Below are 21,106 nucleotides of genomic sequence, written 5' to 3' on the forward strand. Positions count from 1 at the left end.
AAGATATGAATAAAATTGATATCTTGAAAATTCAAATAAATAATTGGAGGAAATTAATTATGTTTAATCCTGATTTTTCAGATGCAGTAAGAGTAATGGATAGTTCAACAAGTAGTAATAATACTATATTCGAAGTGATTGAATATAAAAAGCCTAGAAGCGGCAGTGCTTTTAACAGTAATGCTGTAAACCCATATCCCATACAATATGATGGGGAAAAGCTTCGTCAAGTTAGAATTAGCATTAATGGCGGAGGGGTACTAGTACAACCTGGGGAGCTCCAATTTATGAAAGGACCTATCGAAATACAAATTCAGAAAAATGCTCCTTCTGCCTCCAAGGGGTTTTTTAAAAACGTGGGTACTGGCGAAGCATCATTTACATCAAGGTATTACGGGAAATATGGTGAAATATATTTAGATCCCTCATATAAATATTTTTATATTCTAGAGTTATCTAATGAAGAGATTATTTTAGGTGATGGAATGTTTTATTGCTGCGAGGACAGCGTTGAGCTCTCTGTACATACAAATAAAGATATCGCCACAGGCATGTTAAGCAGCGATGGGTTTAGACAACCGAAACTAAGTGGAAGTGGCATCGCCATTTTAGAAAGTGATGTTCCCTTCGATGAAATCCTCATTTATGAGTTGAATAGTGAGACATTAAAAATAGATGGTAATTTTTCAATTGTTATACGAGGTAAAATAGAAACAAAAGTAGAAAAGTCAAAGCGTGAAGGATATTTACATACCTTCGTAGGAACTGGTGAGATTTGGATTGCACCTACCAAAAACAACAGACCGATGAATTTATAAATGGTAACACAAAATGTTTAAAAATCAGCAAGGTACCTATATTAATTTGTACATAGAGAACTTATAAATAATATGGAGAGGGAGAGTTTAATGAACTATAGTTATATATTTATAATGGTGGCAGCTGTTGGTGTTGTGGGTGTATCAGTACTTAAATCTAGAAGACGTGATGAAAATTATAATACAGTAGAAAAAACAGAATATGCCGTATTTATGACGGATACATTTACCAAGGATGATGCTGAAGTTATGAAGCCTATTTTTACTATGGCATTAACTGAAAATGTTATTAGAGAAGAGTTAATATTATGTAAGGTACTAGATGGAGATGGTGAGTTAACTATTAAAGATGCTGAAGGATTGATTATTGAGAATATAAAGGATGCATTAAAAAACAAAGCATTTATTGAAAGCTTCATATATGAAGAAAATTGTTCAATTGAAGAAAAATTGATAGCGCATAATATTAAAAAAGAGATAAGTATTCTATCAGCAGCCTCCGCTTTGAAGAGTGAAACTAAGAATTATCATATAAAATAGCATATTAAATATCAAAGAAATCACGCTAAACATAGCGTGATTTTGTACGTATAAGACTAGATATTTTTGTCTTTATATAGTTACTATTGTTAAAAAATGTTGACAGATATGCGAAATAATACTATTATTATTTTATCAAGCTAAAGTGTAATTATAATCTAATTAAAAGAATGTTAAAAAGGGGTGAAAGCAATGTATTTATCAAAGTTTTTGAAATTAATGAGTGCAATTCTTATTATGGTAATCATTAGTACTGTTATGACTGTATATCTTCTTAATAAAAACTTTGCAAAAGCGACAAATGCCATAAATAACCAGGTTATATTTAAACAATTAGGTTTAGATTTAGCTGATGCTTCAAACTATTTAACTGACCAGGCAAGAAGATATGTAATTGATGGAGATAAAACATTTTATGACAATTATTGGAAAGAGGTAAATGAAACGAAAACTCGTGATAGGGTAGTAACAAAATTAAAAGAACTTAATGCACCACAAGCTGAATTAGATTTAATAGAAAAAGCAAAAAATAATTCTGATGCACTAATTAAGACTGAAGAAGCGGCAATGAAAGCAGTGGAAGTTAAAGATTTAGATAAAGCAAGAAAACTAATGTTTGATAGTAATTACGATAAAAACAAAAGTGTAATAATGGAGCCTATTAAACAATTTCAAGAAATGATGAATATAAGAGCAGAGAAAGAAGCACAAAATGCCAAAAGTAATGTAAATATGGACCTTATAATTACTGATAGCTTAATAGTAGTACTAGCTATATGCATAATTTTCGCTTTCATTATACTATTTGTTAAAATTTCAAAACTTCTAATTATCTCGACTAAATTAACTGAACTTTCAAACAATGAAGGGGATTTAACATCAAGATTAGAAATTAACAGTAAAGATGAAGTAGGTGAAATCGCAATTGGATATAATAAAATGACATCAAATCTACAAAACCTTGTTAAAGAAATTCGTGGTACAGTTGATCATTTTGTACAATCATCTGAACAATTAACTGCGACTACTGAAGAAATTTCGGCTACAATGGAAATGGTAAATGAATCTATTGATCAAATATCTAAAGGTTCTATGGATTTATGTGCAACAACTGAAGAAGTATCTGCATCAACAGAGGAAATTGCGTTAACAACTGCTAGTCTTTCAAAGAAGGCTGAGGATTCAAATGATGCATCTAAAGAAATAAAAAATCGTGCTACTAACGTTAAAAAGAATGCAATTGAGGCTATTAAAGAAAGTAATGAGATATATGAAAAACAACGTGTAAATATAATTAAAGCTATAGAAGAAGGCAAGGTAGTGGAACAAGTTATAGTAATGGCAGATTCTATTGGAAATATAGCAGATCAAACAAATCTTCTTGCGCTCAATGCAGCTATTGAAGCAGCTAGGGCAGGAGAGAGTGGAAAAGGATTTGCAGTTGTAGCTGAAGAAGTAAGAAAATTGGCTGAGCAATCATCTCAAGCAGTTACAAATATTCAAAATACGGTAATTCAAATAAAAGCTGCATTTGATAATTTATCTCAAAGTGGAAGAGACATATTGAAGTTTATTGATGATAAAGTAAAACCAGATTATAATTTTCTTAATGAAACAGGTATACGGTATGAGGAGGATGCAAACTTTGTAAATGAAATGTCAGCAGGTATTGTTTTAGCTACAAAACAAATGTCAGAAACTATATTTGAGGTAAATAGTGCTATTCAAACTGTATCAGCAACGGCAGAAGAATCTACAGCGAGTACAGAGGAAATATTAGCAAGCATTAATGAAACAACAACGGCTATTCAGGGGGTTGCAAGGTCTGCACAGGATCAAAGTGAATTAGCTGAAAAACTTAATGGATTGATTCAAAAATTTAAGATATAGCATATATCCTTAAAGGATTTAATAATAACTATGAAAAAATCAAGAGGTGCCTCCCATATTCCATTTGGGGGCATTTTTATTTTTAGTAAATTAATTTTACAAAGAGATTACAAATGAAAAATTAAATATTAAAATAAAGTATTGACTAAATTTTCTACTAATATGGGGAGCGGAAAAAAATAAATTAAATAATAATTTTTATATTATCAATAAAGTGTTCAGATTAGTGTTATTATTATAATATGAAGTTTTTTATTTAAGAGGAGGAATTTTTAATGGATTCAAACCCTGACCCCGCGCTAAGTAATATAATGGCGCAATTTATACTAATTGGTATTTTAACACTGATAAATGCATTCTTTGCATCAGCAGAAATGGCGATGGTATCATTAAACAAAAATAGAATTAAACAGCTTGCACAAGAGGGTAACAAAAAAGCACAGCTTTTAGTAAAACTTATTGAAGAGCCAACAAAATTTTTATTCACTATTCAAATCGGAATTACGCTTGCTGGATTTTTATCTAGTGCATCTGCAGCTACGGGTATATCTAATGATTTTGCAAAATTTTTAAACAGTTTAAACGTACCTTATAGTAAGCAAATTGCTTTAGTTAGCATAACTATTGGTTTATCTTATATAATGATTGTATTTGGTGAATTGTTTCCAAAGCGTATAGCACAGCAAAAACCAGAAGCTATTGCAATGTTTTCAGTAGTACCCATTCTTTGCGTATCTAAATTGATGATTCCCTTTGCAATGTTACTTTCAGTATCCACTAATGTTTTAGTTAAGATTACTGGTATTGATAGTAAAAAAATAGAGGAGAAATTATCCAAAGAAGAAATAAAATCACTTATAAAAGTTGGGCAAGAACGCGGCGCCATAAACGAAACTGCAAAAAAAATGATAAATAACATTATTGAATTTGATGATAAATCAGCTACAGAAGTCATGACTCCAAGAACAGAAGTGTTTTTGATTGACATAAATGATCCTGCTTCCAAGTTTTTAGATGAGTTATTAGAGGGGAAATATTCTAGAGTGCCAGTATATGACGGTGATATTGATAATATCATAGGAATACTTCACATGAAAGATTTTATAATAGAGGCTCGTACAAATGGTTTTGAAAATATAAACATTAGGAATATATTACATTCTCCTTACCTTGTTAATGAAAGCAAAAATATAGATGAATTATTTAGAGAATTAAAAAAAGCTAAAAATCATATGGCTGTACTGATAGATGAATATGGAGGATTTTCAGGAGTAGTTACTACTAAAGATCTTATAGAAGAAGTTATGGGGAATATTGAAGATGAATATGATTATGACGAACCTGATATAAGAAAAATTGATAACAATACTTATATAGTGAGTGGATTGCTATCAATAGACGACTTAAATGACAATCTTGACTTGAATTTAGTATCAGAAAATTACAATACAATAGGAGGTTTTTTAGTTAGTCTATTGGGATGTATTCCAAAGAAAAATGAAAACAAAACTATTGAATATGGTAATGTAATATTTACAATAGAGGAAGTTAAAGAAAGAAGAATAGGAAAGATTAAAATATGCATATAAATAAGAGACTTTAGCATAATTAGCTAAAGTCTCTGTTATTTTAAATGCTTAAATTAGCTTTATTTTTTAATATTGGTATCAGAGTCATCATTATGAAAAATTTTAGCAACGACGGTTCTTATTGCAACAACGACGATTCCTATTGCAACAACAATTATTGTTACCGCAATTATTGTCATCAAATAGTAATAATAATAGTATCCACCAACAACCCATACATATTTCCCCCCTCTCTGAAGGCAAATATTAAAAATGATTTTTCTTAGGTTTCTTCCATTAATATTTCTTTTGTTAGTATATAATATTACTCTTATCATAAAAAAGTTCCAATTATGAATAATCAAAATGAATGTTTGGTAAATAACCGGGTTTTATCACTCCTTAACTAAGTGTTTTTATGTTTAGCATAAAATTCATTGTAGTTCTTCAATTCTCTTTTTAAAAGATTTGGAGTATCAAGCTTATAAGGACAATGATTTTTACAGTGCCCACATTCTATGCAATTATTTATAAGCTTCATCTTCTCATTAAAACTATCCTCTAAAAATCCTTGATAAGGAGCTCTTTTAAGAAGAAGTGATATTCGGGCAGAGGTGGGAATTTCGATTCCAGCAGGGCATGGAAGACAATACCCACAAGCACGACAGAAATCTCCTGAAAGTTCAGTACGATCCTTGTTAATAATGGACCACATGGATTCATCCAATGGTGGTGGGTTTTTTTCAAGAGAAATAAATTCATCTAACTCAGTTTCTCTTTGTATTCCCCATATTGGTACAACGTTATCAAATTGCCTCAGAAATGAAAAGGCTGAGGCTGCATTAGTTATTAGTCCTCCGGAAAGAGCTTTCATTGCAATCAGTCCTACATTTCTTTCACTACATTCTTTAATTAAGCTTAAATCAATATCAGCAGATAATGAACTTAAGGGGAATTGTATAGTGTCATATAATCCTGAAGATGCGGCATCCATTGCATTTTTTATTTTATGATTTGTAATTCCTATAAAACGAACAAGCCCTCTTTTCTTAGCTTCTAGAAGGCCTGCGTAGAGGCCTTCTGGATCTTCAGGATTCGGAAGAATATCTGGGTTATGTAATTGAAGGATATCTACATAATCTGTTTTTAAATTTTTAAGACTTATTTGCAAATGCTCAAGTAAGGTTTTTCTATCATTTGCATGGCTTTTAGTTGCGATTATGATTTCATTTCTCACATCTGCAAGAGAATATCCTATTTTTTCTTCACTATCAGAATATGCTCTTGCAGTATCAAAAAAGTTTATACCATTGTCATAAGCTTTTCGTAGAATCTTTTTAGCCTCTTCAAAAGAAACTCTCTGCACCGGTAATGCACCAAAGCCACTTCTTGTAACCATTAAATTTGTTCGTCCGAGTTTTATTTTGTCCATTTATATTCCTCCATATCTTTTATAATTATAGTTTGTTATAACTAGACCTGCAATATTTAAGGCATATACTTATTCATTCAAAAGATTTTATGTTATTTTTACTATTAATAAAATTATAATTGTAAGTAGAAAACTTTATTAATTATAAAAATAATTTATTGGTATATTTATCTATTATTTTATGATATACTTTATTTAGGCAAACATATGTTCTCGTATTATACATTCAAAATTCAAAACTGTATCAAAAGGAGTATGTAAAAAGTTATATATTTTAATAGCATCTTACTGGGAGCAATTATATGCCATAAAGGAGGTAATCTATTGAAAAACAAAAAACAAAAGAATCCTCCAAAAGCTCACAACCACTGTTCATTACAAGTCGGCCAACCTGTAAAAGAAGGTTTTGATGAAGCTTTGAAAGATTCATCTAAAAAAATTTTATGCTTTTGTTTTGAAAGGTTAGTTTTTTTTGTTATAAATTTTTTTATAAATTTATTTAAATAGGAGCATTTTAATGCTCTTATTTTCAATATGAATAGATATTCATATCTTAGATATATTTCTATTATATACCATATGGGACTCTTGTTAAAGATTAAATTAGAATTAATCCAAATTGTTATGTTTTTTTTGACTATAAATGTTAGGTTATTTCAAAAGACATAGTCAACAAAGCGTGTCTGTAACCTAAAGCACATATGCTTTTTCAAATCCATTTAGGACTGCATCCACAACTCTGCCTGGTTTACAAACATCTCCTAATAGTTCAACAATATTATAATTTTCTTCTACTCCTTTTACCATTTCAACATTCGATTTAACTCCCAAAGATAATACTAAAGCATCAATTTTTAGTGTAGTCACTTTTTTATCTTTAGTATTCTCAATATCTATTTCACCGACTTTAATATTTGTAAGTTTGCTACAAGGCATAAGCGATACGCCTTCTTTAGCAAGTCTCATACTTATATCAATTACATTAGGTAAATATCCTGAAGGCCCAATTTTATCTGCCATCTCAATTACTGTTACGTTGTTCCCCTTAGATGCTAATAGTTCAGCTATTTCAAGACCTGTCATTCCTGAACCTGCAACTACTATATTTTTATTTTCTAATATAACGCTACCTTCTAAAATATCAGTTGATGTATATACAATACTTTGGTCTATTCCTGGAATTTTAGGTATTATAGGGTTTGATCCTGATCCAATAAATACTGCATAAGGATTAATTTCATTAATTTTTTCCAAAGTAGCTTTTTCATTTAGTCTTACGACTACATTTAATTTCTTAATTGCTAATTTTTGATATTCTAGGAACCAATCCAATTTTTCTTTTAATGGAGGTTTAGCAGCTAGATATACATTTCCACCTAAATATTCTTTTTCTTCAAATATTATAGGTGCAAATTTTCTTAATGCTAAAACTCTTGCAGCTTCCATTCCTGCTGGCCCACCTCCAATAATTACAACTTTTCTACCTTCACCGGTTTTTGAAAAATCTGGATATTCTAGTTCGCGCCCTACCCTTGGATTAACTGCGCATTTAATGTTTTCGCATTTGATAACGCTTTCTATACAGTTTAAGCATGATATGCAAGGTCTAATGTCTTCCTCCCGGCCTTCTTTTGCTTTAATGCCCCATTCTGGATCTGCCAATTGGGCTCTACCTAGTGCAACAAAATCCAAATTATCATCCCTTAATATAGTTTCAGCCATATCAGGTTTTCTAATTACATCACAAGCGATTACAGGTATATTAACAGCTTCTTTTATAGCTTTAGCTAAATGTCTTTTCCATCCTTGAGGATATGAAATTGGTTCTATAATTGTAGTAACTGATTCGTATGTTCCAGAACTTACATTAATAACATCTATGCCCAATTTTTCTAAATAAACAGCTTCTTGGATTGCTTCTTCTAAAGATATACCATCTTTAACAAATTCATTTCCATCGATTCTTACTGATATTGGAAAGCTAGGACCACATTTTGCACGTATGCCCATGATTATTTCAGTTATAAATCGCATTCTTTTTTCAAAACTACCGCCATATTTATCTTCTCTATGATTTGATTGTGGGCTCATAAACTGTGCAACAAGATATCCATGAGCAGCATGGATTTCTACTCCGTCAATACCTGCCATTTTAGCAAAGACAGCACCTTTTACAAATTTTACAACTAGTCCTTCAATTTCATCTATTGTCATTTCTCTAGGCATTTCACCAATAGCTGATGACATTATGGGACTTGGGCCAGCTATTTGACGACCATCTATCATCATAGCGTGATTTTCTCTCCCTGGATGATGTAATTGCAAGAATATCTTCGTATTATATTTGTGCATTGTGCGAGCTAAAGTTTCTAATCTTGGAATTTGTTTTAAATTCATAGAGCACAACTGATTGGGCATACCTACCCCTGTTTCATCATCAATTCTAGTTATTTCAGTAATTATGAGGCCACATCCACCCTTTGCTCTTTCTTCATAATAACGAATGATTTCATTAGATGCTTCTCCAGTATATGAAGCTAGATTTGTTCCCATTGCAGGCATTACTATCCTGTTTTTTATTTCTAAGTTACCTATTTTACCTTTAGTGAAAAGCTTTTTATATTTCATTGTATATTACCCTCCCATACACCGTTTAATTGTCTTTTAGATTAATTGAAGTATAACATTGTAGAAAATTGGATGCTATGGATGAAAATCCGAAAAATATTATGTGCGTTGTGCGTTATGCACTATAGCTTTAACCATATTTCCTAAGTCGTTAATAGTGAAACACAGTAAGTGATGATTTAGCTACATTTCAGTATAAAAGTTTCCCATTTTTATAGGTGGGTAAGATACTGTAACCAAAAAAAATAATCTCTGAAAAATCAGAGATTATAAAAGGAATATTTATCTTTATTTACTTTGTGAATCAATAAGTTTTTTATAAAAACTTATTGATTTGCAAGCATAATATAATTTAAAACTATTATCATTTTTATCTAAATCTATCCCTATTAAGTTTACAATTTGTTGTAATCTATATCTTAGCGTATTTCGATGTATAAACAATTCCTCTGATGATTTTGTCATATTATGATTATTTTTTAAATATGTATATAATGTTTTATACAACTCCGAACTATTTGTGTAATCAAATTTTTTTAATATATATATAGAATTATTATAAAAATCTTCCTTTAATATTTGACCTTTTGCCATATAAATGAAATTATAAGGAACAATATCTTCATGCTTATATACACATTTTTTTTCACCAAGGATGCTGCCTATTTCTAAGGATCTTATTGCTTGATGATAGTAAATGCTACAATCCTCTATTGAAGAAAACTCACTACTTATTCCCATCTTTAAATTATTTTCTAATAAAAATTTTTTAACGCTTTCAGTTTTATTTTCATTTTCTATGTACTCTTCTCTATCATCAATTATTACAATAGCTCCATTATAATAAATTGAATTGCTTATTGGAAAAAGATTAAGTAGTGCTGTGCTCAAATATCTGGAATATATAGATTGTCTAAGTTCAAAATTTGATATATCAATTACCATCACGAAAATATGCTTACTAAATACTAAAGAACAATTTTTTAACCTTTCTTTAATTATTTCTTTATTTTCAATAGTATTTTCTAATAAATCATATAATATTTCTTCACTTAGAACATTTTTTGTGTTTTTGTAAAACTGTTTTTTGCCTAATTCTTTGGAAATTATTTCACTTATCAATATCAGATAATCATAGTCATCAGGGGATACCTGTTTTTCGCATTGGAGTAATAAAATATTTCCTATAGTTTTATTATTTATTTCTATTTTGAATACAATTTTTTCGATAGGACTTATGGGGCATGTCACAACGAAGGGACGTTTTGTTTGTCTTCCTTTTTTTAAAGCTTCTAATTTTGTTAATTCAGCGATAAATTCATAAGAACAATAGCCTTTTTTAACATTATCCATCCACAACAAATCAGTAATGTTTTCTATGGGTGAACTAGCTAATACTTTGAAACTTAGGTCAATTACAATTAGAGGGTTACCAATTAGTTTTGAAGCAGTGTTTATTATTTTATATAGGCCTTCTCCGGAAAGAAAAGCTTCTAATAATGATACTTTAAATTGATTATATTTTATATCTCTACGAAAAAAAGATTTTACTTCATTAAAAATTTCTAATATATTTTCATTTTGATTTATCTCAATTATTTTTAATTTATTATCAATATATTTTTCGAGTTTTGTACAATCGTCATTTATTAAAATAAAGCAAACATCATTTATTTTATCCAAATTTCCTTTAAATATAGAGGTATTAGCAACGTATATATAATCTTTTAAATAAACTATTTTTTCCTCTGTAACTAACTCTGTATCAATAAAATTGATATCAGGTTCCATATCAAAGTAAGCCACTTTAGTTTTTTTTATAAAATATTCACGTAATTTATTAAAATTAATACTCATAATCCACCTCAATTCTATTATAGTGCATTTCGCACAACTAAGACAATAGCTTTTGGATGTTTTAATATAGTAACAAATTTTTCAATATGATATACTGTAATATATTAATAATATATTACAGTGGGAGGGAAAACATTATGAAAAATGTAAATGATTTATCAAATATTAAAGGAAAAGTAGCTATTGTTACAGGTTCAGCAACTGGAATTGGTCAAGCAATCGCAGTAGGACTTGCAGAAGCAGGTGTAGATATTGCTGGCACATATTCTAGTACATCCTTTGAAGAAACTAAAGCTCTTGTTGAAGCAGCAGGACAAAAGTTTTTCCCAATACATGTTAATGTAGCAAAACCAGAAGAAGTAGCTACTATAATACCTTTAGCTATTGAAGAATATGGAAAATTTGATATACTTATAAATAGTGCAGGAGTAGAGTCACATAATCCTATTGGTGATACTTATAGCGAAGAAGAATATCAACGTTGTTTGCAAATAAATTTAAATCAAGTTGTTGCACTTATAGCAGAAGCTGGGAAATACTTTATAAAAGCTGGCAATGGCGGAAGAATTTTAAATGTGTCTTCAGTTGCTGGCTATTTAGGAATGAAATCTGGAATGTCACCATATGTTATTACAAAGCATGCAATAAGAGGAGTTACTAGATCCTTTGGACTTGAACTAGCACCTTATGGAGTTACTGTAAATGCTATTGCTCCAGGTCCTATTTTCACTAAAATGACTGCAACCACACCAACGAAAAAATCAATGATGGATAAAGTTGTTGCTGCAAAATGTCCAGTAGGACGTTGGGGATTTCCAGAAGACTTTAAGGGAATCACAAATATGCTATGCTCTGAAGCTGGTGGATTTATTACAGGTCAAACCATTTTAGTTGATGGTGGATATACATTGACTTAATTGTAGCGACCCAGGATATGATTTAATGAGGTCATATTATGATTCTGTGCAAAAAAATATAAATGCCTTAAACTCTTAATTGAGCTTAGGGCATTTTATTTTACAGTAATTCAAGGTCTTTATTAAAGAATGAAGAAATATATTTAAATATGATAGTAGTGAGGTGTATCTATAATGATAGCTAATATATATATGACTATTTATTTAAATAAATCATTGATGCTTGATTCTTATTCTATATTAGGTGAGGGATATATAGAGAGTAGGTCTATTAGGTGTGTTGCCGATAAATCTGACAACATAAAGCTACAAATGTCATCCAAAAACCAAATAGTTGAAGGTGAAAAAATATCAAATAATGATAAGGAAAAGAATAAAGCAAATGATACTACAAGCACTAATATCGGAGATGTCTTAGGTATGGTAGACGATAGGAATATAAATAGGAATGAGATTACCATAAAGAAAATATATACTAGTTTTAATCTTTTTAATAACTTTAGAAATGATATGTTTAATAAAAAAATTTGTAGGGTAATAGATGAAAATAACATTATTGAAAATGATATAGTATGCGGAGAGTTTGTAGAGCTCGAGGCAACTCTTATAGACTACTCCTTGAGTAACTATGTGAGCAATCTTATAGATGTTATAGAGTGCTATGATAGCAAGGAGCTAGATAAGCTATTAAAAAATGCAACGCTACCTAATAGTATAATAAATTACTCCATTATTCTAAAACAATTAAAAGTATTAAAGATTTATTTAGAAAGAAATAGTACAGTAAATATGATAATGAAAATGGGTGATTGTACTGTAGTTGCAAATGTAAATCTAAATTTTTTTCAAGATAAGAATTCATATATATATGACAATGCTAATTTCAAGTCTAAGGTTTTATGTAAAATCGTTAAAAGTGGAGAACCCATAAATTTACTTTCAAAAACTGGAATGGAGTATTATAATAATGAATTTTTAATTTCAATAGCTCCATATCTTAATATACTTAAAGAGAACAATATAATCATTCCTGAGAATTGTATAACAGAAATAGTTAAAGAGGCTATTGAAGTAATCCCTATTGCAATATACATATAAACCAGAAGTACTAATTATAACTGTTTAAATGTTTTTAAGGCTTTCGTCAAGTTATGTTTAGATATGAAATTATGCATAAAAAATTACTTTAATAATATAAGATTATATAGTGTAGTTACCCGTTGATATTGGGAAGTAGCTTAAATAGAGGAATTAAAGCACTTGATATTTATATTAATGAAAAGACAAATAAGTGAAAGTAATGAGTTAAAGGGGCATACTTTAAAGATAGATTTTCAGAGGCTAAATTCAGTGTGAGTTCACTAGTTTTTATGTACTCCTTCATTTAAGTCACTCCAATCGGATTAATTATATGTTAACTATAAACCTTAGGTCTGACCTAAGGTCAAGAAAAATTATATTAAGGCGGATATATATACTAAAAAAAGAAAAACTTCAGTAAGAGTATAAATATCCTGCTGAAGTCCATAATATTACATCACTACAAGTGATGCTTTAATTTTCCAATGAATTAACAGCTTTTTCAAGCTGTAGCATGGCTTTTTCAAGTGTTGAACGTGGACATGCAACATTTAGACGCATATATCCAGAAAGGCTACGACAAAAGTCATTGCCAGCATTGAGTCCCAAACCTGCCTTATTAACCATAAATTTTTGTAGTTCATCATTTTCAAGTCCTAATTCACGACAATCTAACCAAACTAGATAGGTACTTTCTGGTCTGCTAGGTTTGATTTTTGGTATCTTAGTTTTGCAGAAATCTCCTATGAAATCAATATTTCCCTCAATATATGTTATCAATTGTTCTAACCATTCTCCGCCATGCCTATAAGCTGCTTCTATAGCCACAAGACTAAAACAATTATTGCGATGGATATCCATGCCTCTCCAGAAAACATCAAATGTCTCTTTAATTTCAGCGTTTGGAAAAATTACTACAGAGGCCTGTAGTCCTGCCAAATTGAAAGTTTTTGTACATGAAGTACAGGTGATAGTTTTGCTTGAAACATCCTTTGATATACTTGCAGTAGGAATATGTTTATTGTTCCATAATATCAAATCTGAATGTATCTCATCAGAGATAATCATAACGTTGTAGCGTAAGCATAGCTTAGTAATCTGCTCTAATTCATCACGGTGCCATACTCTACCTACTGGGTTGTGAGGGCTACATAAAATAAATAATTTTGGTTTCTGCTTTAATTTTTCTTCAAAGTCCTTAAAATCTATAGAATAGACTCCATCCTGTTCTAATAATTGATTTTCGATTACCACCCTGCCCCAAGATTCTATTACTTCATAAAATTCCGGATAAACTGGAGTTTGTATCAAAATTTTATCTTCACTATTAGAAAATTCCCTTACAATAACTGATAGAGAGGGTACAACACCGGGGCTAAAACTAATTAGATTTTTATTAACTATCCAATTGTTTCGGGTCTTTTCCCAATCACAAAAGGCTTCATAATAGGAAGCAGGACGAGATGTGTAACCATAAATTCCTTGCTCAGCTCTTTTTAGGATAGCATCATTAATAGGACTGGCTACCTGGAATTCCATATCTGCTATCCATAATGGTATTACATTAGAAGTTCCGAATTTTTTTTCTCTTTCATCATATTTTGCAGCAAAGTTGTTGCTACGGTCAACTATTTTATCAAAATTATATTTCATAATTTACACCCTTCTTATACTTATTTGTGCAAGAAATACTTGCTATAACATAAATAACGCAAAAATGATGCCAAATTTATGATTGAACTTTTGGATTGTTTTTCAGATAGACATCTATTATATATATAGGTTTCATTAAAAAAAGTATTTTTAATGAAATCAAATGGTTGAAGTTATACAACTTCAACCATTTGATTATAAAATATTGTCTATTTTAGTCGAGATTGAAGTTCGCTAAAAACTTTGATGCCTCGATTATTTATTTTACTACCACCTCTGCCACGAGACATTTTAATTAAACCTAAATTATTTAAGTCGTTTAAAATCCCCCTAACTTCTTGCTGGGTTAGGTAGTGTCCTATTTTTTCTGCTTCCTCAGAAATTGATAGTCTACCCATAGCAACTTGGTTAATAAATCCCACATGTAGCATATCTAGCACAAAGAAGTAGTCATCTATTTGGTTACCTGCTAATTGCTCCAAAAGTTTAGCATCTATATTAGTAGAGCTGTCAGAATTATGTTTTAATGTGGATAGAGAATTATTGTGGAAACCAGGTGGTAAATCATCATAATACACTATATCTTTATCTATATAGGTGAGATATTCTACATAATTGTGTAGTTCACGAATATTGCCATTCCAGTTATGGGAGAGCAATGTATTAATTACTTTAGGAGATAAGGTGAAGCGACCTCCCAATTTACATTTAAAGTAGTTAAATAAGAGCATAATGTCTTCACCCCGCTCTCGCAATGGAGGAAGCTGGATTGGCAAGGTATTTAAGCGAAAGTAGAGGTCATTACGAAAACTTCCCTTAGATACTAGCTCTTCAAGATTTTCATTGGCTGCAGCTACAATTCGTACATCAATACTAATAATTTTATTGCCACCAATTCGCATAATCTCTCTTTCTTGAATAACACGAAGTAGCTTAATTTGGAGGGCCGGACTCATTCCCTCCACTTCGTCTAAAAATATTGTTCCTTTGTGAGCATATTCAAAAAGACCTAACTTTCCGCCACGTCTAGCACCAGTGAAAGAGCCTTCATCGTAACCAAATAGCTCACTTTCTAGTAGATTATCTGGCATTGCTGCACAATTTATGGCGATAAAAGGATAGTTATGACGATCTGATTCATTATGCACAGCATGTGCAAAAAGCTCCTTTCCTGTTCCGCTTTCACCTGTAATTAGGACAGTAGAATGGGTTTTTGCCATCTTTTTAGCTATGGCACAGGCTTTTTTGAGCACATGGCTTTCACCTATGATATCATCAAAAGTATATTTAGCTTTGTGTCCTTTATTAAGTAATTGAATACGTAAGTTATGTTGTTTATACTCTTCTTCCGTAAATTTTTGTATAGTAGCAAAAGATCCGAGATATTCATCACCACGGATTACAGGAGTAACAGTTACTGTAATGTCAACATCACTCACTCTAATTAAACGATTATTTATCTTTTTTCTTGTGCTCCTGCATTCCTCAAAAGGTAAAAACGAGAAAATGGATATAGCAGGATGATCTATGGATTGTTCTTTGGTAACACCTGTAATTTCTACTGCTTTTGAATTACAAGCAAAAATAACATCATTCTCATTAACACCAATAATGCCTTCATCCATAATTTCCATCAAAAGTTCAAATTGACTTTCCATTTGGAGAGACCTACCAAATAGTTGGTTAAAGCTATAATTGTTGACAGCCAGTGACCGAAAATATTCCTTGAATTTTACCCTCTCTAATAGGTAATCAAATTTTAGTCGCAGTGCTATTTCAACCATGGTGCTGGAATCGAGCACACGTTGCCCAAGGTCAATAATGTTATTTAAGTCTTTTGGTACATAACGAGATTCACCTGGTGTTACTGCTAACTGGAAACCACTAATGGACTTAGCTCCAGGATAGTAGGGAGTGAAATTTATGTGATTAATACCCAATTGACTGAGTCTAGTTATAGCTTCACGCACCATTTTTTCACTGAGATTGACAAACAAAGCTTTGCTTCCACTTGGAATGCTTCTTAAAGTATCAAGAGATTTATTAGTAAAGGCTACTGCAATTTCTACTTTAGGAACACCGATAGGTATGCACTCTTGAAGATCCGTAATGCTTTCAAAGGCGTCGGTTGAAACTACAAATAAATCAGCTTCCTTTATTTTCTTGACGGATCCATTTAATACATTATAAGCACAGGTAGATACTAGCTCACCAAAGAGCTCTTTTATCTGATGTTCGTAAAATTTTGCAGCCGTATAATCCAATGCCACAACAGCGATTCTTTTTTTTATAGGACTCACCCTCTTAAGTTTTAATTAGTATAATGTTAATTCTTTTTAAAAAACATGTCAAGGAAAGTATCTAATTAACAAATTAAGTCGAAACAAGCAACCAATAGTTACTTGTTGGCATAGAATTTGCTGGTTATTATAAGAAGCTTGATATAAAATAAATAGAAAAAATGAAAGGGCAATTATTTTTAACAAAGTAAAGGATGCCGTATTTGTAAATCATCATCAATAATCCATATTATTATTAATCCCACAGGTAGTATATCCAGTAATTGCATATTAACAATTATAAAAAGGTATAAAGTCTAGTATTGTTAAAATTTTTAACAATGCCAAAGAAAGAAAGGGAGTATTATAATGAATGCAAAAAAACAAAGTGTATGGAAAAATTATCGTTTCCCAATTATTTTAATTCTATCTATTATAGTAGGGAGCATCATTGGCATTGTTTTTGGTAAAAAAGCAACAGTACTTAAGCCTTTTGGTGATATATTTCTTAACTTAATGTTTACAGTTGTAACCCCTCTAGTATTTGTTACCATAGCTGGTGCGGTAGGAAATATGGTTAATATGAAAAGACTAGGAAAAATTATAAGTAATATGTTCTTGACGTTCCTTGCTACAGGATTTATTGCTGGTCTTATCATTATTACTGTTGTAAAGGTTTTTCCACCTGCTGCTGGCGTTAAACTAACATTTGAGGCTGCAAAGGCTTTGGAAACAGTCAAACTTTCTGATCAAATTGTTAAGACACTAACCGTAACAGATTTTGGTGGCTTGTTTTCTCGCTCTAATATGATGCCTCTTATTATATTCTCTATTTTCTTTGGATTATGTGTTAGCTCCCTTGGTGCTGAAAATAATATTATAGCAAAGGGTCTAGATGCTATGTCAAAAGTTATGATGAAATTTATTAGCATTATTATGTTGTACGCTCCAATCGGTTTGGGTGCATATTTTGCAAGCCTCATTGGTGAGTTTGGGCCTCAGCTATTGGGTGCTTACGCAAGGGCTATGGTTATCTATTATCCATTATGTATTATATATTTCTTTGTTGCATTTTCTGGATATTCATATTTTGCTGGAGGTACTCAGTGTATAAAAACTTTCTTTAAAAACATTTTAGAGCCCTCAATTACATCACTTGCAACTCAGAGCTCTCTTGCAACTCTACCTGTTAACTTAAAGGCTACTGAGAATATGGGAGTTCCAAAGGATATCCGCGAAATTGTGTTGCCAATCGGCGCAACCATGCATATGGACGGTACTGTTATTTCTTCTATATTAAAAATTTCATTTCTGTTTGGAATATTTGGACAAGAATTTTCTGGAATAGGAACCTACGTTGCCGCACTAGCAATTTCAGTTATGGGCGGCGTAGTTATGTCGGGCGTTCCAGGTGGTGGACTCATTGGTGAAATGTTGATTGTAAATTTATTTGGATTTCCAGCAGAAGCATTTCCAATTATTGCAACTCTTGGCTTTCTTGTAGATCCTGCTGCAACATGGATAAATTGCACTGGTGATGCTGTAACATCTATGGTTGTTACTCGACTGGTGGAAGGTAAAGACTGGATGAAGAAGAGTGTTCAAACACTATCATACGCTATCAAAGGCTAATACCTTTAATATGGTTTTTAAATGATATTCTAATGACATTGGCATAGTTATTGCTTATAAAATAAGTGTATTTGCAAATATACTTATTTTATAAGAAAAATTTACACTGGATGATTTTTAAAAAATTAAAATTAAAATATAGTTTCATAAAGAATGAGAATAATCATGATTTAAAAATATTAGTAAAGAAAGAGGGTTTATTTAATGATTAAAATTCCAGAAAAAATAATATTTGCAAACCTACCAACAAGGATAGAAAAATTAGAAAGATTGTCGCAAAAGCTTGGTGGCCCTAATATTTATATAAAAAGAGATGATCAAACAGGAACAGAAGTTTCCGGTAATAAAATAAGGAAACTTGAATTTTCTGTAAAGGAAGCTCTTAATCAAGGCTGTGATGTACTTATTACTTGTGGAGGAATTCAATCTAATCACTGCAGAGCTACGGCAGCAGTGGCTTCAAGGCTTGGAATGAAATCAGTCCTTGTTTTAAGAGGGGACTCAGAAACAGAATTAGATGGCAATTTGTTTATAGATAAGCTTTTGGGGGCGGAGATTCAATTTATTACTCCAGAACAATATAAAAATAGTAAAGCTCAAATTATGGAAGAAATCAAGGGAAAATTAGAGAAGCAGGGCTTTAAACCTTATATTATACCAGAAGGTGCTTCTAATGGAATTGGTGGATTCGGATACTATAATGCCATGGAGGAAATTATTTTCCAGGAAAAAGAGATGGGTGTACACTTTGATAAAATTGTACTTGCAGTAGGATCTGGTGGAACTCATTCTGGACTATTACTAGCAAGTAAAACACTAGAGTATACTGGTGAAATATACGGTATAAATGTTTGTGATGATGCGCAGCACTTCAAAAATGAGATTTATAAAATATTGCAGGAAAGTATGAAATACATTGATGTGAATTTACATATTTCAAAAGATGAAATTCATATTATGGATGGATATGTAGGAAGAGGATACGCGCTTAGCAGGCCAGAAGAGCTTAGCTTTGTTCATGACTTTGCAAAACTAGAGGGAATAATTTTAGACCCTGTGTATACGGGTAAAGCCATGTATGGATTGGTAGAAGAAATTAAAAAAGGAAGCTTTGAAAATTGTGAAAATATCTTGTTTATTCATACTGGAGGAGCATTTGGATTGTTCCCGCAGAAACACTTATTTAAGCTTTAAAAATAGTAAACTAGTATAAGAAAGTAGCCTGCGCATAAGGCTACTTTTTTTGAAGACCATATGATTTAACGACATTTCAGAAGGGAAATATCCCACTTCTATAAGTGGGGGTCACATATTACAACAAAAAGAAAACTTTAGCAGGAGTCTAAATCTCCTTCTGAAGTCGTTAATTACAGCTCCGAAGGAGATGATTTAACGACATTAAGTGTGACTAAAAATATATATCTGAAAGTTCTAAATTAATTAATTCTAAATTTTTATTGTTTTTAGATTCTTGAAGGTTTTCTGGATTAGTATTAACTGTTTTCACTTGCGTATTAGGTAATTCGATTATAAATTCGCTACCATTTCCAATAGAAGTAATAAGGTCTATTTTACCATTATGTAATTCAACAAGAGACTTTACAAGAGATAGACCTATACCACTACCTTCTCTATTTCTCGAAGTGGATTTATCGACTTGTATAAATCTTTGGAAAATTAAATTTTTCATATCTTCTTTTATACCAATACCTGTATCTTTAACAGAGATTATTGTTTTATCTTGCCCATCATATATATTTACATATATATATCCCTTAGAAGGTGTGAATTTAATAGCATTAGAAAGTAAATTAAGTATTATTCGTTCGATTTTATCGGGATCACAGGCAATGATTTTTTCTTCTGTTTCAGTATCGAAAATCAAATTGTAGTGCGTCAAAATATAGCTTTATGGAACTGCATTCCTAAGTCAAATTATAACTATAATACTAATAATTATCTAGTGGTTATTTGCTTTTTTACTAAGCAGATTATTCCTATAACAAAGCTCCTAATGACTTGACATCATCAGGAGCTTATTTTATGCTTATTATTAAAACTAGAGAAAGGAAAAGGGAGAACCCCAGCCGACCAAAGCAACGTTCTCCCTTTAAAATAAGAGTTAAAAACTCTTATAAAACTACTATTATGATAAGATTATTTTCACAATTATGCAAGTGTTTTAAGCAAATTTCTTTTGAAAATGAGATAACTGCCTTTGATAAATATGTAAGCTCTGTTAATATAGAGACTTTAGTATGCCCATTTTGTGGCGCTAAACATGCATTATCTCCATTTGCGTCTTACAAACGCCATCTTGTGACTTATAATAATACCGCTCAAGATAATATAATTATCATTTCTAGATATATTTGTTCATCATGTAAACGTACCCATGCCCTCCTACCTTCGGTAATTGTGCCGTATATGTCATTTAGTTTTAAATTCACTGTGTACCTCATCCATGACTATCTTGTACATAAATATCACTCTGTGGAAGCTATGTGTGAACATTATGGCATTGCTATATCTACATTCTATCGAATTTTAAAGAAGTTTAAAGAACATAAACAGATATGGCTTGGACTTTTAGAGGACAAGCTCATTTCAAACTTAACTTTTGTGCAGCATATCATAAATAGTTCCTTTGATAAACTTGAGGACTTCATAATACAATTTTTCAAACAAAATGGTTCATCGTTTTTTCAAGGAACGTCATAGTTTAGCTATAATCATATATTTTTAATTTTAATTTAGGCAGACCACTTAATACGATAATGGTCATTGAAATACCTATATGATAACATTTTTC

16 protein-coding genes and 1 pseudogene are annotated in these 21,106 nt (G+C 31.0%); 10 read left to right on the top strand and 7 right to left on the bottom strand.

Annotated features, from left to right (window positions below; all coding sequences use genetic code 11):
- The first annotated feature begins 59 nt into the window (after positions 1-59).
- The 4 genes from Ctaglu_RS09405 to Ctaglu_RS09420 all read left to right on the top strand — a co-directional run bounded on the left by Ctaglu_RS09405 (position 60) and on the right by Ctaglu_RS09420 (position 4,837).
- Complete coding sequence (locus tag Ctaglu_RS09405) at positions 60-818, top strand: AIM24 family protein (protein ID WP_185732642.1); 759 nt, start codon at positions 60-62, stop codon at positions 816-818.
- Between the two features lie 90 nt (positions 819-908).
- The gene (locus Ctaglu_RS09410; RefSeq protein ID WP_125000439.1) at positions 909-1,358 is read left to right on the top strand and encodes a hypothetical protein; all 450 of its coding nucleotides are present in this window, start codon (positions 909-911) and stop codon (positions 1,356-1,358) included.
- Positions 1,359-1,550: 192 nt separating this feature from the next.
- Positions 1,551-3,248, top strand: coding sequence for a methyl-accepting chemotaxis protein (locus Ctaglu_RS09415; protein WP_125000442.1), 1,698 nt, complete (start codon positions 1,551-1,553; stop codon positions 3,246-3,248).
- Positions 3,249-3,523: 275 nt separating this feature from the next.
- Positions 3,524-4,837, top strand: coding sequence for a hemolysin family protein (locus tag Ctaglu_RS09420; protein WP_125000445.1), 1,314 nt, complete (start codon positions 3,524-3,526; stop codon positions 4,835-4,837).
- A gap of 59 nt (positions 4,838-4,896) precedes the next feature.
- Here Ctaglu_RS09420 and Ctaglu_RS09425 read toward each other — a convergent pair whose 3' ends face one another.
- Both Ctaglu_RS09425 and Ctaglu_RS09430 read right to left on the bottom strand, forming a co-directional pair.
- Positions 4,897-5,154, bottom strand: coding sequence for a hypothetical protein (locus Ctaglu_RS09425; RefSeq protein WP_125000448.1), 258 nt, complete (start codon positions 5,152-5,154; stop codon positions 4,897-4,899).
- Between the two features lie 68 nt (positions 5,155-5,222).
- Positions 5,223-6,248, bottom strand: coding sequence for an aldo/keto reductase (locus Ctaglu_RS09430; protein WP_125000451.1), 1,026 nt, complete (start codon positions 6,246-6,248; stop codon positions 5,223-5,225).
- A 324-nt stretch (positions 6,249-6,572) separates the two neighbouring features.
- Between Ctaglu_RS09430 and Ctaglu_RS09435 the strand changes: the two genes are divergently transcribed.
- Positions 6,573-6,755, top strand: a complete 183-nt coding sequence (locus tag Ctaglu_RS09435; protein WP_125000454.1) for a hypothetical protein — start codon at positions 6,573-6,575, stop codon at positions 6,753-6,755.
- A gap of 183 nt (positions 6,756-6,938) precedes the next feature.
- On the opposite strand, the gene Ctaglu_RS09440 is transcribed toward Ctaglu_RS09435, so the two are convergent.
- Together Ctaglu_RS09440 and Ctaglu_RS09445 are read right to left on the bottom strand one after the other, a co-directional pair.
- Positions 6,939-8,876, bottom strand: a complete 1,938-nt coding sequence (locus tag Ctaglu_RS09440) for an oxidoreductase (protein ID WP_125000457.1) — start codon at positions 8,874-8,876, stop codon at positions 6,939-6,941.
- 288 nt (positions 8,877-9,164) lie between these two features.
- The gene (locus Ctaglu_RS09445) at positions 9,165-10,733 is read right to left on the bottom strand and encodes a PucR family transcriptional regulator (protein WP_125000460.1); all 1,569 of its coding nucleotides are present in this window, start codon (positions 10,731-10,733) and stop codon (positions 9,165-9,167) included.
- 137 nt (positions 10,734-10,870) lie between these two features.
- Between Ctaglu_RS09445 and Ctaglu_RS09450 the strand changes: the two genes are divergently transcribed.
- Together Ctaglu_RS09450 and Ctaglu_RS09455 are read left to right on the top strand one after the other, a co-directional pair.
- Complete coding sequence (locus tag Ctaglu_RS09450; protein WP_185732643.1) at positions 10,871-11,650, top strand: SDR family NAD(P)-dependent oxidoreductase; 780 nt, start codon at positions 10,871-10,873, stop codon at positions 11,648-11,650.
- A gap of 174 nt (positions 11,651-11,824) precedes the next feature.
- A complete protein-coding gene (locus Ctaglu_RS09455) occupies positions 11,825-12,748 on the top strand; it encodes a DUF6414 family protein (RefSeq protein ID WP_125000466.1) in 924 nt (307 codons plus the stop codon).
- Between the two features lie 456 nt (positions 12,749-13,204).
- On the opposite strand, the gene Ctaglu_RS09460 is transcribed toward Ctaglu_RS09455, so the two are convergent.
- Together Ctaglu_RS09460 and Ctaglu_RS09465 are read right to left on the bottom strand one after the other, a co-directional pair.
- Entirely contained in the window at positions 13,205-14,383 is a 1,179-nt protein-coding gene (locus Ctaglu_RS09460; protein WP_125000469.1) for a MalY/PatB family protein, read from the bottom strand.
- 209 nt (positions 14,384-14,592) lie between these two features.
- Positions 14,593-16,653: a sigma-54 interaction domain-containing protein gene (locus Ctaglu_RS09465; protein WP_307720480.1), complete on the bottom strand. Its 2,061-nt coding sequence runs from the start codon at positions 16,651-16,653 to the stop codon at positions 14,593-14,595.
- Between the two features lie 378 nt (positions 16,654-17,031).
- On the opposite strand from Ctaglu_RS09465, the gene Ctaglu_RS09470 reads away from it, so the two are divergent.
- On the top strand, positions 17,032-18,294 hold the full coding sequence (locus Ctaglu_RS09470) for a dicarboxylate/amino acid:cation symporter (protein WP_125000472.1): 1,263 nt from the start codon (positions 17,032-17,034) through the stop codon (positions 18,292-18,294).
- A gap of 204 nt (positions 18,295-18,498) precedes the next feature.
- A complete protein-coding gene (locus tag Ctaglu_RS09475) occupies positions 18,499-19,488 on the top strand; it encodes a D-cysteine desulfhydrase family protein (RefSeq protein ID WP_125000475.1) in 990 nt (329 codons plus the stop codon).
- Positions 19,489-19,702: 214 nt separating this feature from the next.
- Here Ctaglu_RS09475 and Ctaglu_RS09480 read toward each other — a convergent pair.
- Positions 19,703-20,182: pseudogene (locus tag Ctaglu_RS09480) on the bottom strand (sensor histidine kinase); the annotation flags it as partial.
- A 155-nt stretch (positions 20,183-20,337) separates the two neighbouring features.
- Here Ctaglu_RS09480 and Ctaglu_RS09485 point away from each other — a divergent pair.
- Complete coding sequence (locus Ctaglu_RS09485) at positions 20,338-21,015, top strand: DUF6431 domain-containing protein (RefSeq protein ID WP_125000483.1); 678 nt, start codon at positions 20,338-20,340, stop codon at positions 21,013-21,015.
- Positions 21,016-21,106 lie beyond the last annotated feature (91 nt).

The organism is Clostridium tagluense, from assembly GCF_003865095.1.
GTDB lineage: Bacteria > Bacillota > Clostridia > Clostridiales > Clostridiaceae > Clostridium_AD > Clostridium_AD tagluense.